This window comes from Streptomyces sp. NPDC002054 (assembly GCF_040296685.1).
Lineage (GTDB): Bacteria > Actinomycetota > Actinomycetes > Streptomycetales > Streptomycetaceae > Streptomyces.
On the sequence record NZ_JBEOXT010000022.1, the window covers coordinates 48,305 to 64,331 of the forward strand.

Consider the following 16,027-nt stretch of genomic DNA (forward strand, 5'->3'; position numbering starts at 1 on the left):
CAAGTGGGTCACTGCTGATCTGCACCAGACTCGCCAACGACTGCTGGAAGCCGAGTCGGAGAAGCAGGAGCCGATCGCGATCGTCGGCATGGCCTGCCGCCTGCCGGGTGGGGTGCGCTCGCCCGAGGACCTGTGGCGGCTGGTGACGGAGGGCCGCGACGGCATCTCTGCCTTTCCCACCGACCGGGGCTGGAACCTGGCGGCCCTGGCAGGCGAGGGGAACGGCAGCAGTGCCTCGGTAGAGGGAGGCTTCGTCGACGCCGCATCCTTCGACGCGGACTTCTTCGGGATCTCTCCCCGCGAGGCCATGGCGATGGACCCGCAGCAGCGGCTGCTGCTGGAGACCTCCTGGGAAGCGTTCGAGCAGGCCGGCATCGACCCGACGATCCTGCGCGGCAGCCGGACCGGCGTGTTCGTCGGCACGGCGGGCGTGGACTACGTCGGCGTGGTCATGAACTCCCTGGAGGACGTGGAAGGCCATGCGACCACCGGTCTGACGGCCAGCGTGCTGTCCGGCCGCATCTCGTACGCCCTGGGCCTGGAAGGACCGGCGGTCACCCTGGACACGGCGTGCTCCTCCTCGCTCGTCGCGCTCCATGTCGCCGCCCATGCCCTGCGTTCGGGCGACTGCACCATGGCCCTGGCCGGTGGTGTGACGGTCCTGTCCACGCCGATGAGCTTCGCCGGATTCAGCCGGCAGGGCGGGCTGGCGGGCGACGGGCGCTGCAAGGCGTTCGCGGACGCCGCCGACGGCACCGGCTGGTCCGAGGGCGTGGGCGTACTGGTTCTGGAACGCCTCTCGGACGCCAAGCGCAACGGTCACGACGTCCTCGCCGTGATCCGCGGCTCGGCCGTGAACCAGGACGGTGCGTCCAACGGCCTGACCGCGCCGAACGGTCCGTCGCAGCAGCGGGTGATCCGCCAGGCGCTGGCGGCTGCCGGCCTGTCGGCGGCGGATGTGGACGCGGTGGAGGGGCACGGTACGGGTACGCCGCTGGGCGACCCGATCGAGGCGCAGGCACTGCTGGCGACGTACGGCGAAAACCGCCCCGAGGGCAGACCGCTCCTGCTCGGCTCGCTCAAGTCGAACATCGGGCACACCCAGGCCGCGGCCGGTGTGGCCGGTGTGATCAAGATGGTCATGGCCATGCGGGAGGGCGTGCTGCCGCGCACCCTGCACGTGGACAAGCCGACCACGCACGTGGACTGGTCGGCCGGTGACGTCTCGCTGTTGACCGAACAGACGGACTGGCCGGCCACGGGCCGACCGCGCCGGGTCGCCGTGTCGGCCTTCGGTATCAGCGGCACCAACGCCCACGCGATCATCGAGCAGGCCCCGCCCGCCGAGGGCGACGAGACCAAGCCGACCGTGACGCCGACCGTCGCTCCGTGGGCGGTGTCGGCCAAGTCCCAGGCCGCGCTGGACGCGCAGCTGACGCGGCTGGGCACGGCCACGGTCCTCGGAAAGTCCCCGCTGGACGTGGGCTATTCGCTGGCCGCGCGACGCACGAACCTGGGGCACCGGGCCGTCCTGGTGGAGGGCGCCGAGATTGCGCGTGGTGTGGCCGGTGATCGGTCTCTTGCGGTGTTGTTCTCGGGGCAGGGGTCGCAGCGGCTGGGGATGGGGCGGGAGTTGTATGCGCGTTTCCCGGTGTTTGCGGAGGCCTTTGACGCGGTGTGTGCGGGGCTGGGCATGCCGGTGCGTGAGGTGGTGTGGGGTGAGGACGAGGAGGCGCTGAACGGTACGGCGTATGCCCAGGCGGGTCTGTTTGCTGTGGAAGTGGCTCTGTTCCGGCTGGTCGAGTCGCTGGGTGTGCGGCCGGATTTTGTGGCCGGTCATTCGGTGGGTGAGATCGCGGCTGCTCATGTGGCGGGTGTGCTGTCGTTGGCAGATGCGTGTGCGTTGGTCGCGGCGCGCGGCCGGTTGATGCAGGCGCTGCCGGAGGGTGGCGCCATGCTCGCCGTCCAGGCCACGGAGGAGGAAGTCCAGCCGCTGCTGGGCGAGTCCGTTTCGATCGCGGCGGTCAACGGTCCTTCGGCCGTTGTTGTCTCGGGTGCCGAGGAGGCGGTTGAGGCCGTACGAGGCCACTTCGAGGGGCTGGGTCGCAAGGCGACCTGGCTGCGGGTCTCGCACGCGTTCCATTCGCCGTTGATGGATCCGATGCTGGACGAGTTCCGTGCGGTGGTGTCGGGGCTGTCGTTCTCGGCGCCTGAGATTGCGCTGGCCACGGATGCCGAGCTGGTGTGCGACCCGGAGTACTGGGTGCGGCATGTCCGGGAGACCGTACGGTTCGCCGATGCGGTGCGTGTTCTGGCCGGCCAGGGTGTGGACACCTTCCTGGAGCTGGGTCCGGACGGCAGCCTGTGCGCACTGGCCCAGTTGAGCGTGGATGCCGTGGCCGTCACCCCGGTGTTGCGCAAGGGCCGGAGTGAGGAGAGCGCGCTGGCCGCCGGGTTGGCCAGGCTGCACTGCGCGGGCGTGGGGGTGGATTGGGCGAGCTGGTACGACGGTACGGGCGCTCAGGGCGTCGACCTGCCGACGTACGCCTTCCAGCACGAGCGGTACTGGCCGCGGCCCGCGCTGCCCGTGGGGGACGTCGCCGGCGCCGGGCTGATGCCTGCCGAGCACCCGCTGCTGGGAGCCGCGGTCTTCCTGGCCAGTTCGGACGGGACGGTGCTCACGGGAAGGCTGTCGTGCGCCTCACAGCCGTGGCTGGCGGAGCACGTGGTGGACGGCCAGGTGGTCTTCCCGGCAACCGGACTGCTGGAACTCGCCATCCGGGCCGCCGACCAGGTCGGCTGCGGACGTGTCGAAGAACTGACACACACCGAACCGCTGGTGCTCGCGGAGGACGGCGCGGTGGCCGTTCAGGTTTGGGTGAGCGCCCCGGACGCGTCGGGCGCACGGCCGTTCCGGCTGCACTCACGGCGTGAGCAGGACTCGGACGCCGAGTGGACCGAGCACGCCACGGGCGTATTGGTCGCCGGTTCGTCTGCCGCGGCGGTGGAGGCCACCGACACGGAGGTGCAGTTCGCGCTGTCGGGTGAGGTGGCGCGGGAGGCGGATCGGTTTGGTCTGCATCCGGCGTTGCTGGCCGAGGTGGTGCGGAATGCGGCGGGGGATCGGGAGCTGGTGCCGGTGTCCTGGCGTGGGGTTTCGCTGCATGCGGCGGGTGCGTCGGTGGTGCGGGCGCGGATCGGCCGTATGACGGAGGACTCGGTTTCGCTGGCGCTGGTGGACGCCGAGGGCGGGCTGGTGCTGTCGGTAGAGGAGCTCGTTCTGGGCGCTCCGGTGGTGCCGGTCGGGGCGGTGCCGGAACGGGACGGGCTGCTGGGCCTGGAGTGGGTGCCGGCCGATGTGTCGGCAGCGTCCGCTGCCGATGATGCTGCGCTCACGGTCTTCCCGGTCGAGGGCGGTGTCTCGCCTGAGGCCGTCCATGAGGCGTGTGCCCGGGCTCTTGCCGCGGTGCAGGACGTGCTGGAGGGGCCCGAGGGCTCGCGCCTGGTCGTCCTGACGCGGGGTGCGGTCTCGGGTGCTGATCTGGCGGGTGCCGCGGTATGGGGTCTGGTGCGGGCGGCGGAGTCGGAGAACCCGGGCCGGTTCCTGCTGGTGGACATCGAGGACGGCGGCGAGCTGCCGGTCGCGGAGGTGCTTGCGGCGGGTGAGTCGCAGGTTCTGGTGCGCGACGGAGCAGTGCACCTGCCGCGGCTGGCCCGGTTGAAGTCCTCGCTCGGTGTGGTGGAGTCCCCGTTGGGGGACGGGACTGTGCTGGTGACCGGTGGTACGGGTGGTCTGGGTCGTGAAGTGGCCCGGCATCTGGTGGCCGTGCACGGGGTGCGGAGCCTTTTGCTGGTGTCGCGTCGGGGGCTGGATGCTCCGGGCGCGGTGGAGCTGCGGGACGAACTGGCCGCTTCCGGTGCGGATGTCTCTGTCGTCGCGTGTGATGTGGCGGACCGGGCTGCGCTGGCAGGGGTGTTGGCCGGCGTTCAGCTGTCGGCGGTGATTCACACTGCTGGTGTGCTTGACGACGGCGTGGTGACCTCGCTGACCGCCGAGCGGGTTTCGAAGGTGTTGCGTCCGAAGGTGGACGCGGCCTGGCATCTGCACGAGCTGACCCGCGAGATGGGCCTTTCGGCGTTCGTGATGTTCTCGTCGATCTCGGGTGTGATGGGTTCGGCGGGTCAGGGCAACTACGCCGCCGCCAACGTCTTCCTGGACGCCCTCGCCGAACACCGCCGTGCTCAGGGTCTGGCGGCGCAGTCCCTCGCCTGGGGCGCCTGGGCGCCCACCGGCGGTATGACCGCGACCCTGTCCGAGGCGGACCGGGAGCGGATCGCTTCCTCGGGTGTTCCGCCGCTCTCCGTCGAGCAGGGGCTGGCCCTCCTCGATGCGGCGATGGCCACGGACACCCCCTTCCTCGCCCCCCTCGGCCGACTCGCGACCGGAGCCGGCGCGCGGCTGCGCGGCGAAGTGCCCACCATGTTCCGCGGGCTGGTCCGCGGTGGGCGGCGGATGGCCGCCACCACCGCCGGCGGGGCCGCAACGGCCGTTGCGCTCGCCGCCCGGCTGTGGGAGCTGCGCGAGGCGGACCGTATCCGTGCCGTCGTAGAGATGGTGCGTACCGAAGCGGCATCCGTCCTCGGACACGCCTCCGCGCAGACCATCGGCGCGGACCGGGACTTCCACGACCTGGGGCTCGACTCCCTCACCGCACTGGAACTGCGCAACCGCCTCACCGACGTCACCGGCCTGCGGCTGCCCGCCACCCTCGTCTTCGACTACCCCACCCCCACCGCACTCGCCGCCCACCTCCTCGCCGAACTGCTCGACGAGAACGGCGACGTACGCCTCCCGGCCGCCGTGGCCACCGGCGTGGCCGACGACCCGATCGCCATCGTCGGCATGGCCTGCCGGCTGCCCGGTGGCATCGATTCGCCCGAAGACCTGTGGGACCTCGTCCTCGAAGGCCGGGAAGGAATCGCCGACTTCCCCACCGACCGGGGCTGGGACCTGGACACCCTCCTCGGTGCCGGTCACGGCCCGGACGGCCGGGGCCGCAGCGCCACCGCCAGGGGCGGATTCCTGCACGGCGTGGCCGAGTTCGACGCGGGCCACTTCGGCATCTCGCCGCGTGAGGCCCTCGCCATGGACCCGCAGCAGCGGCTGCTCCTGGAGACCTCCTGGGAGGCCATCGAGCGCGCCGCCATCGACCCGGCCGCCCTGCGCGGCAGCGCGACCGGCGTGTTCGTCGGCACCGGCGGCCAGGACTACCTCACCCTCGTGATGAACTCCCCCGAGGACATCGAGGGCCACGCCAGCACCGGCCTCGCGGCCAGCGTGGTCTCCGGCCGGGTGTCCTACACCTTCGGGCTGGAAGGCCCGGCCGTGACCGTGGACACCGCCTGCTCCTCCTCCCTCGTGGCCATGCACCTGGCCGCCCAGTCGCTGCGCAGCGGCGAATCCTCGCTCGCTCTCGCCGGCGGCGTCACCGTGATGTCCTCCTCCCTCGGATTCCCCGGCTTCACCCGGCAGGGCGGCCTCGCCACCGACGGGCGGTGCAAGGCGTACGCGGACGCCGCCGACGGCACCGGCTGGTCCGAGGGCGTGGGCGTGCTCGTACTGGAACGGCTCTCGGACGCCCGCCGCAACGGACACCGGGTCCTGGCACTGCTTCGCGGCTCCGCCGTCAACCAGGACGGCGCCTCGAACGGCCTCACCGCCCCCAACGGACCCGCCCAGCAGCGGGTCATCCGTCAGGCCCTCGCCAACGCGGGCCTGACGGCCGCCGACGTCGACGTGGTCGAGGGACACGGCACCGGTACCACCCTCGGCGACCCGATCGAGGCGCAGGCCCTGCTGGCCACCTACGGCCGGGAGCGCGGCGAGGGCGGTCTGCCCCTCCTCCTCGGCTCGCTCAAGTCGAACATCGGGCACACCCAGGCCGCGGCCGGTGTGGCCGGTGTGATCAAGATCGTCATGGCCCTGCGCCACGACACCGTCCCGCGGACCCTGCACGTGGACGCACCCTCCACCCATGTCGACTGGTCCGCCGGTGACGTGCGGCTGCTCACCGAGACCACGCCCTGGCCGGCGGTCGACCGGCCGCGCCGGGCCGCCGTATCGGCGTTCGGTATCAGCGGCACCAACGCCCACACGATCATCGAGCAGGCCCCGCCGGTTGACGCGCCGGCCCAGGAAGCCTCCGTGCTGCCTGCCGTCGCGCCTTGGGTGGTGTCCGGCAAGTCCGAGGCCGCCCTCGACGCGCAGACGGACCGGCTGGCCCCGCTGCTCGGCGGCGCCCTGCCCGCGCTGGACGTCGCGTACTCCCTCGCCGCGGGGCGCGGCGCGTTCGAGCACCGGGCCGTGCTGGTGGACGGCGCCGAGATCGCCCGTGGCACGGCCGCGGAGAGCCGGATCACGGCCGTGCTGTTCTCCGGGCAGGGCTCGCAGCGGCTCGGCATGGGCCGGGAGCTGTACGCGCGCTTCCCGGTGTTCGCCGAGGCCTTCGACGCCGTGTGCGCGGCGCTCGACGAGCACCTGACCCGTCCCGTCCGTACGGTCGTGTGGGGCGAGGACGAGGACACGCTGAACGGTACGGCGTACGCCCAGGCGGGGCTGTTCGCCGTCGAGGTGGCGCTGTTCCGGCTGGTCGAATCGCTGGGTGTGCGGCCTGAGTTCGTGGCCGGCCACTCGGTCGGCGAGATCGCCGCCGCGCACGTCGCCGGGGTGTTCGGCCTCGCCGACGCGTGCGCGCTGGTCGCGGCGCGCGGCCGGCTGATGCAGGCTCTGCCCGAGGGCGGCGCCATGCTGGCCGTACAGGCCACGGAGGAGGAGGTGCGCCCGCTGCTCGATGCCGGTGTGGTGTCGATCGCGGCGGTCAACGGGCCGTCCTCGGTGGTCGTCTCCGGCGCCGCCGACGCGCTCGCGCCGATCGGCGCGCACTTCGAGGCCGCGGGCCGCAAGGTCACCCGGCTGCGGGTGTCGCATGCCTTCCACTCCCCGCTGATGGACCCGATGCTGGACGAGTTCCGGGCCGTGGCGGCTCGGATCGCCTTCGCCGAGCCGCAGCTGGCGCTCGTGTCGAACCTGACGGGTGCGGTGGCCGGCCCGGAGCTCGTTTCCACCCCCGACTACTGGGTGCGGCACGTCCGCGAGACCGTCCGCTTCGCCGACGGGGTCGGCGCGCTGCGCGAGGCCGGGGTGTCCGCGTTCCTGGAACTCGGCCCCGACGGCATCCTCACCGCCGCCACCCGTACCGCTCTCGGAGGCCAGGACGAGGTCTGCGCCGCCGTGCCCGCGCTGCGGGCCGGCCGGCCCGAGGAGCGGGCCCTGGTCGAGGGGCTCGCCCGGCTGCACGTCAGCGGCGTACGCGTCGACTGGACGCGGCTCTTCGACGGCACCGCCGCGCGGTCCGTCGACCTGCCCACGTACGCCTTCCAGCGCGCCCGCCACTGGCCGCAGACCGGCCCCGCGGTTGGGATCGCCCCCGCCACTGCGGCCGATCCCGCCGACGCGGAGTTCTGGACGGCTGTCGAGGGCGAGGACCTGGCCGCCCTGGCCACCGACCTGGACGTGGACGGCGAGGCGCTCGGCGCTGTGCTGCCCGCGCTGTCGAACTGGCGCAGGCACCGCCGTGACCAGGCACTGCTCGACGCCCTGCGGTTCCACGAGGCGTGGCAGCCGCTGGGCGCGGTGGCGGGCGGCAAGCCCGCCGGGACCTGGCTCGTGGTCGTACCCGCCGACGGCGCGGACGACAGCTGGACCGCCCCGGTGCGGGAAGCGGCCGGGCCCGACGCGGTGCACCTCACGGTGGAGGCGGGGGCGGACCGGGCTTCGCTGGCCGCCCTGCTGGGGCAACTCCCCTCTCCTGTAGGTGGGTTCGTCGGGGTACTGGCTCTACCGACCCCGGGTGGGGTCGCCGCCGCGGCGACGGCCGTGCTCTTCCAGGCCCTGGCCGACGCGGGGATCACGGCGCCGCTCTGGTGCGTGACCCGGGGCGCGGTCGCCGTCGCCCGGACCGAGGACCTGCCGTCCCCGGCCCAGGCCGGCATCTGGGGACTCGGCCGGGTCGCCGCCCTGGAGCACCCGCAGCGCTGGGGCGGGCTCATCGACCTCCCCGAAACCCTCGACGGGCGGGCCGCCCGGCGGCTCGGCGCCGTCCTGGCGGGGCTCGACGGCGAGGACCAGATCGCGGTGCGGGACTCCGCCGTGTATGTACGACGGCTGGTGCCCGCGCCTGCCGGCTCGCCGGACGCGGGCTGGCAGCCCGCCGCCGCACACGCCGACGGCACGGTGCTGGTCACCGGCGGCACCGGCGGCCGGGGCAGCCGTACCGCACACTGGCTCGCGGCTGCGGGTGTACGCCGCCTGCTGCTCGTCGGCCGACGCGGCCCCGCCGCACCCGGCAGCGCCGAACTCGTCGACGAACTGCGCGCCCTGGGCGCCGAAGCCACCGTCGTGGCCTGTGACACCGCCGACCGGGAGGCCCTGGCCGCCGTACTGGCGGCCGTCCCCGCCGAGCACCCGCTCACGGCCGTGGTCCACGCGGCCGGCATCGTCGACGACGGGGTGCTGGACGACCTGACCCCGGAGCGGCTGACGGCCGTACACCGGGCCAAGGCGCTGACGGCACTCCACCTGGACGAGCTGACGCGCGGGCTGGACCTGTCGGCGTTCGTGCTGTTCTCGTCCGTGGCCGGCGCCGTCGGCACCCCCGGCCGGGCGGCGGTAGCCGCCGCGAACGCCGTCCTCGACGCGCTCGCCCATCAGCGCCACGCCCGCGGCCTGCCCGCGAACTCGCTGGCCTGGGGCGCCTGGATGGACGCCGAACCTGCTGTCGACGAGGGTCCGGCCGACGGCGCGTCCCGCCGTACGGCCGTGCCCGCCGTGCACCCCGAGCTGGCGCTTGCCGCGCTGCGGCAGGCCGTTACCCGGTCCGCTCCGACCCTGATCGTGCTCGACCTGCGGCAGCCGCAGATCCTCGACACCCTCGTAGGGCTGCGCGGCAACCCGCTGCTGGCCGGACTTCCCGCCGCCCGGCAGGCCCTCGCCGACGCCGAGACGGCCCGGGAGGACATGACCTCGCAGGCGCACGAACTCACCCTGCGGCTGCGGGCCCTGCCCGCCGCCGAGCGCCTGACCCTCGTCACCGACCTGGTCCGCACCCACGTCGCCGCGGTCCTCGGCCACAGCGGCAAGGCGGCCGTCTCCGCCGACCGGAAATTCCGCGACCTCGGATTCGACTCGCTCACCGCCGTCGAACTCCCCGCCCGACTCAACCTCGCCACCGGCCTCAAGCTCTCCGCCACCACCGTCTACGACTACCCGACCGCCACCGTCCTCGCCGAGCACCTGCTCGCCGAACTCCTCGACGAGCAACGGCCGGACGGCACAGGCGCCATCGCGCACCGCGCCGCACTCGACGACGACCCGATCGCCGTCGTCGGCATGGCCTGCCGCCTGCCCGGCGGCGTCCGCACCCCCGAGGACCTGTGGCACCTGGTCTCCACCGGCGGTGACGGCATCGAACCCTTCCCCACCGACCGCGGCTGGGACCTGAAGACCCTCAGCGCCGGCGACCGCGACGGACGCGGTCGCAGCGCCACCCTGGAAGCCGGATTCGTCCCCGGCGTCGCCGACTTCGACGCCGGCTTCTTCGGGATCTCCCCGCGCGAGGCCCTCGCCATGGACCCGCAGCAGCGCCTGCTGCTGGAAACCTCCTGGGAGGCCGTCGAGCGGGCCGGCATCGCACCGGACTCCCTGCACGGCAGCCGCACCGGCGTGTTCGTCGGCACCAACGGCCTCGACTACGCGACGCTGATGATGAGCTCCCGCGAGGACATCGGCGGCCACGCCGGCACCGGCCTCGCCTCCAGCGTGCTGTCCGGGCGCATCAGTTACGTCCTCGGCCTCGAGGGTCCCGCCGTCACCGTCGACACCGCCTGCTCCTCCTCCCTGGTGGCCCTGCACTCGGCCACCCAGGCGCTGCGGGCCGGCGAGTGCTCGCTGGCCCTGGCCGGCGGTGTCACCGTGATGGCGACCCCCGTCGGCTTCGCGGGCATGACTGTCCAGGGCGGCATCGCCGCCGACGGCCGCTGCAAGGCGTACTCGGACGCCGCCGACGGCACCAACTGGTCCGAGGGCGTGGGCATGCTCGTCCTGGAACGCCTCTCCGACGCCCGCGCCAACGGGCACGAGGTCCTGGCGCTGGTACGCGGCTCCGCCGTCAACCAGGACGGCGCCTCCAACGGCATCACCGCCCCCAACGGCCCCTCCCAGCAGCGCGTCATCCGCCAGGCCCTGGCCGCGGCCGGATTGACCCCCGCCGACGTGGACGCCGTCGAGGGCCACGGCACCGGCACCGCCCTCGGCGACCCCATCGAGGCACAGGCCCTGCTGGCCACCTACGGCCGGGGCCGCGACCCGGAGAAGCCGCTGCTGCTCGGCTCGCTGAAGTCCAACATCGGGCACACCCAGGCCGCCGCCGGCGTGGCCGGTGTGATCAAGACCGTCCTCGCGCTGCGGCACGGCGTCCTGCCCAAGTCGCTGCACATCGACGAGCCCTCGACCCACGTCGACTGGACGGCTGGGGCCATCGACCTGCTCACCGAGGCCCGGCCGTGGCCGGAGACGGACCGCCCCCGGCGGGCCGGTGTGTCCTCGTTCGGCATCAGCGGCACCAACGCCCACACGATCATCGAGCAGGCCCCGCCCGCCGGGACCCCGGAGGAATCCCCGGCCGAAGCCCCCCAGGCGCCGTCCGTGCGGCCCGCCACGGTGCCGTGGCCGGTGTCCGGCGCCACCTCCGCCGCCCTGGACGAGCAGCTCGCCCGCCTCACGGCACACGCCGAGGGCCGTGACCCGCTGGACGTCGGCCACTCCCTCGCCACCGCCCGTACCGCCTTCGCGCACCGCGCCGTGCTCGTCGACGGCACGGAGGCCGCCCGCGGCGAGGCCGCCACTCACACCACCGCCTTCCTCTTCTCCGGGCAGGGCGCACAGCGACTCGGCATGGGCCGCGAACTGTATGCCCGCTTCCCGGTGTTCGCCGACGCCTTCGACGCCGTGTGCGCCGAGCTCGACCCCCACCTGGAGCAACCGCTGCGCGAGGTGATCTGGGGAACCGACGCCGAGGCGGCCGACCGGACGGCCTACGCCCAGACCGGGCTGTTCGCCGTGGAGGTGGCCCTGTTCCGGCTGCTCGCCTCCCTGGGCGTACGCCCCGAGTTTGTCGCCGGCCACTCCGTCGGCGAGATCGCCGCCGCCCATGTGGCCGGGGTGTTCACGCTGGCCGACGCGTGCACGCTGGTGGCCGCCCGGGGCCGGCTGATGCAGGCCCTGCCCGAAGGCGGCGCGATGGCCGCCGTACAGGTCACCGAGGACGAAATCCGCCCGCTGCTCACCGCGCGGGTGGCCGTCGCCGCCGTCAACGGACCGTCCTCGGTCGTCGTCTCCGGCGCCGCGGACGCGGTGGAGGCCGTACGGGCCCAGGTCGAACGGATGGGGCGCAGGACCAGGCGGCTGCGGGTCTCGCACGCCTTCCACTCCCCGCTGATGGACCCGATGCTGGACGAGTTCCGGACCGTCGTGGCCGGCCTGGCCGTCGCCGAGCCGGAGATCCCGCTCGTCTCCACCCTCACCGGCGCCGAGGCCGGAGCCGAGCAGCTCCGCGACCCCGAGTACTGGGTCCGGCACGTCCGCGAAACGGTCCGCTTCGCCGACGCCGTGCGCGCCCTGCGCGAGGCCGGGGCCTCCGCCTTCCTGGAGGTCGGCCCCGACGGCACCCTCGCCGCCCTGGCCCCCCAGAGCCTCGGCGAGGACGCCGGCCAGTGCGTCTGCGTATCCAGCCTGCGGGCCGACCGGCCCGAGGAGACGGCCCTGGTCACCGCCCTGGCCGGGCTGTACGTCACCGGCGTGGACCTCGACTGGCCGCGGCTCTTCGACGGCACCGGCGCCCGTACGACCGACCTGCCCACGTACGCCTTCCAGCACGACCGGTACTGGCCGCGCCCCGCGCCCCTGTCCGGGGACGTGACCTCGGCAGGCCTGGTGCCCGCCGCACACCCGCTGCTCGGCGCGGCCGTCCCGCTCGCCGGAGCCGACGGCGTGCTGTTCACCAGCAGGCTCTCGCTCCGCGTCCACCCCTGGCTGCTCGACCACCACACCGGCGGGCCCGCCCACTTCCCGTCCACCGCCTTCCTCGAACTCGCCGTCCAGGCGGGCGACCAGGTCGGCTGCGGACACCTCAGGGAGTTCGCCGTCACCGCACCGCTGCCGCTCGACGGCAGCGCCGAACCGGTCATCCAGGTCTGGGTCGGCGCCCCCGAGGAGGACAGCGGAAACCGCACCGTCGCCTGCTACGCGCGCCCCGGCGACGCGGCCCCCGACGAGCCGTGGACCCGGCACGCCCTCGGCATCCTGACCGCCGAGCCCTTCACCGCGCCGTCGGCCCCGCTGGTGTGGCCGCCGGCCGGCGCCGCGGCCGTGAACCTCGACGGCTTCTACGGCGACGGCGCACCCGGGCCCGTCTTCCAGGGCCTGCACGCCGCGTGGCTGCGCGGCGAGGAGGTGTTCGCCGAGGTACGGCTGGCCGGTGAGGCCGCCGACGACGCCCGGTACTTCGGGCTGCACCCGGCGCTGTCCGCCGCGGCCCTGCACGGCGCCGCCCTGCTCGGCCTCGGCGACGAGGACCAGCTGCCGCAGCCCGCGGCCTGGCAGGGCCTCACCCTGCACGCCGGCGGCGCCTCGGTGCTGCGGGTCCGCCTGACCCGGTCCGGCGAGGACACCGTCGTCCTCGGCGCCTACGACGCCGAAGGCGCCCCCGTCCTGTCCGCCGCGTCGGTCACCCTGGCCGCCGCCGAGGCCGGGACCGGCACCGCCCGCGAGCCGCTGTTCCACGTGGAGTGGATCCCGGCCGACACCGAGAGCACGGCCACCGAGAGCACGTCCACCGGAGCACCGGGCGCCCTCGCGCTCGGCGCCGGCGACCCCTACCGCCTCGGCGCCCGCGCCACCACCCTCGGCGAACTCGCCGCGCCCGGCGCGCAGGTGCCGGAGCTGGTCGTCGTACCGCTGCCCGAGTGCACCGGCGGCGATGTGCCCGCGGCCGTACACGCGCTGACCGGGCAGGTACTGGCCCTGGTCCAGGACTGGCTGGACGGGGAGCGGTTCGCCGCCTCCCGGCTGGTCTTCGTCACCCGCCGGGCGATCCGCGCCACCGACGGCGACACCGTCACCGACCTCACCGGCGGTGCCGCCTGGGGCCTGGTGCGCTCGGCGAACTCCGAGCACCCCGACCGGTTCGTCCTCCTCGACACCGAACACGACACCGACGTCGCCGACGCCCTCACCCGGCTCGCCGGCCCGCTCGCCGCGGGCGAGGCCCAGTTCGCGGTACGCGACGGGGTGCTGCGCGTCGGCAGGCTCGCCCGGCTGGCCACCGCCCCGAGCCTGCTGCCGCCCGCGGGAGCGGGGTGGCGGCTGGCCCTGCCCGAGGGCGACGCGGCCGACGACCTGCGGCTGGAGCCCTGCCCCGATGCGGCACGGCCGCTCACCGACGGCGAGGTACGCGTCGCCGTCGTGGCCGCCGGTCTCACCGGCGAAGCCACCGACGGCCCGGCCGCCCGGATCGCCGGCACCGTCAGCGCCACCGGACCCGGCGTGCACGGCCTGCGTGCCGGTGACCGGGTGATGAGCCTGGAGCCGGTGGCCATCGCCCCCGCCGCCGTCCTGGCGGAGAACGGGCTCGCGCCCGTCCCCGACGGCTGGACCTGGGAACAGGCCGCCGCCACCCCGGCCGGCCAGGTTGCCGCGTACGACATCCGGCACGCCCGGACCGCCCTGCGCGCCCGCACCCCGGAAGGCGGCCCCCTGGACGGCACGGTGCTCACCATGCCGCCCGTGTGGAACCCCGAGGGCACCGTCCTGATCACCGGTGGCACCGGCGCCCTCGGCCGCCACCTCGCCCGCAGGCTGGCCGCCCGCGGCGTCCGGCACCTGCTGCTCACCAGCCGGCGCGGCCCGGCCGCGCCCGGCGCCGCCGAACTGGCCGCCGAGCTGGAGGCCTCGGGCGTCACCGTCACCGTCGCCGCCTGCGACACCGCCGACCTGGAGGCCGCGACCGCCCTGATCGCGGGCATCCCGGCCGCGCACCCGCTCACCGCCGTGATCCACACGGCCGGTGTCCTGGACGACGGCATCATCACCTCACTGACACCCGCACGGCTGTCGGACGTCCTGCGGCCGAAGGTCGACGCGGCCTGGCACCTGCACGACCTCACCCGCCACCTCGACCTGGCCGCCTTCGTGACGTTCTCGTCCATCGCCGGCATCATGGGCAGCCCCGGCCAGGGCAACTACGCCGCCGCCAACTCCTTCCTCGACACCCTCGCCGACCACCGCGCAGCCCTCGGACTGCCCGGCACCTCCCTGGCCTGGGGCCCCTGGGTCCAGGACGACGGCATGACCAGCGAGCTCAGCGACACCGACATGCGGCGCATGCAGTCCGGCGGCATGCCCCCGCTCACCATCGACCAGGGCCTCGCCCTGTTCGAGGCCGCCCTCGGCTCCGCCGAACCGCTCGTCATCCCGATCGGGCTGACCGGCGGCGGCATGCGCCCGCAGGGCGAGGTCCCCCCGCTGTTCCGGGGCCTGGTCCGTACCGCCCGGCGCACCGCCGCCAACACCGCGGGCGGCAAGGACACCGCAGCCGACCTCACCCGTCAGCTCCTCGCGCTCAGTGAGAAGGACCGCCTCCGGTTCCTCACCGACCTGGTGCGGAGCGAGGCCGCGACCGTGCTCGGCCACGCATCGGCCGACGCCGTCGAGGCCGACCGGGACTTCTACGAGCTCGGCTTCGACTCGCTGACCGCCGTCGAACTGCGCAACAAGCTCGCCGCCAGCACCGGCATGCGCCTGTCCGCGACGGTCGTCTTCGACAACAAGACGCCCGCGGACCTGGCCGGCTGGCTGCGCGGCGAACTCGCCCAGCAGGTCCGCACCGAGGACGGCACGGCCGTCGGCGCCACCCTGGGCCTGCCGTCCGGAGAGCCCGAACCCGGCTCCCTCGAAAGCCTGTTCACCGACGCCCTCGCCGACGGCAAGGTGGCCGAGGCCCAGCACATGCTGGTCGCCGTGGCCGCACTCCGCCCCACCTACGAGGCCTCGGCCGAACTGGAGGACCTGCCCTACGCCTCCACCCTCGCCGAGGGTCCGGCCGCCCCCAGGCTGATCTGCGTCAGCGCGCCCACGGCCAACGCGGGCATCCACCAGTACGCCCGGCTGGCCGCGCACTTCCGCGGCAAGCGCCAGGTGGCGGCGCTGCCCCTGGTCGGCTTCGAGACCGGGGAACGGCTGCCCGCCACCCCGGAAGCCGCAACACGGGTGATCGCCGAAAGCGCCCTGCGGGCGGCCGAGGGCAAACCGTTCGTCCTCGTCGGCCACTCCTCCGGCGGCTCCTTCGCCTACGCGGCGGCCGGACTGATGGAACACACCTGGGGCATCAAGCCCGCCGCCGTGGTGCTGCTGGACACGTACAGCTTCCAGCACAACGACGACGAAGGCGTCGACTACCAGGGCATGATGCGGCTCAACTTCGCGAACGCGGGCACCCCCGCCGGCTCGGCCGAGGGCTCGGTGGTCCGACTGACCAGCGCCCGGCTGTCCGCCATGGGCCGCTGGATGGTCCTGCTCAGCCGCCTCCAGGTACAGCCCAGCAGCGCCCCCGTGCTCCTGGTGAAGTGCGCCAAGCAGCTGTTCGGAGCCGACAACCGGCCGATCGAACAGCAGCCGTCGGCGGAGCGCCCGCCCCTGGTCGCCGGAGCGCACGAGCGGCCCGTGGACGCCGACCACCTGTCGATGATCCGCGAGGACTCGGCACAGACCGCACAGATCATGGAGGAGTGGCTCACCGCGCACGCTCGCACCGACCGCGGCTGACCCGAGCCAACCTCCCCGAACCGGCGCACCGGACACCCTTCCCCATGGTGTCCGGTGCGCCCTCATGTCCTGCCGCCGCGGCACTCCTTT

At 74.1% G+C, this 16,027-nt stretch carries 1 pseudogene; it reads left to right on the top strand.

Annotated features, from left to right (window positions below):
* Positions 1 to 7: 7 nt before the first annotated feature.
* Positions 8 to 15,937: pseudogene (locus ABT123_RS21560) on the top strand (type I polyketide synthase); the annotation flags it as partial.
* Positions 15,938 to 16,027 lie beyond the last annotated feature (90 nt).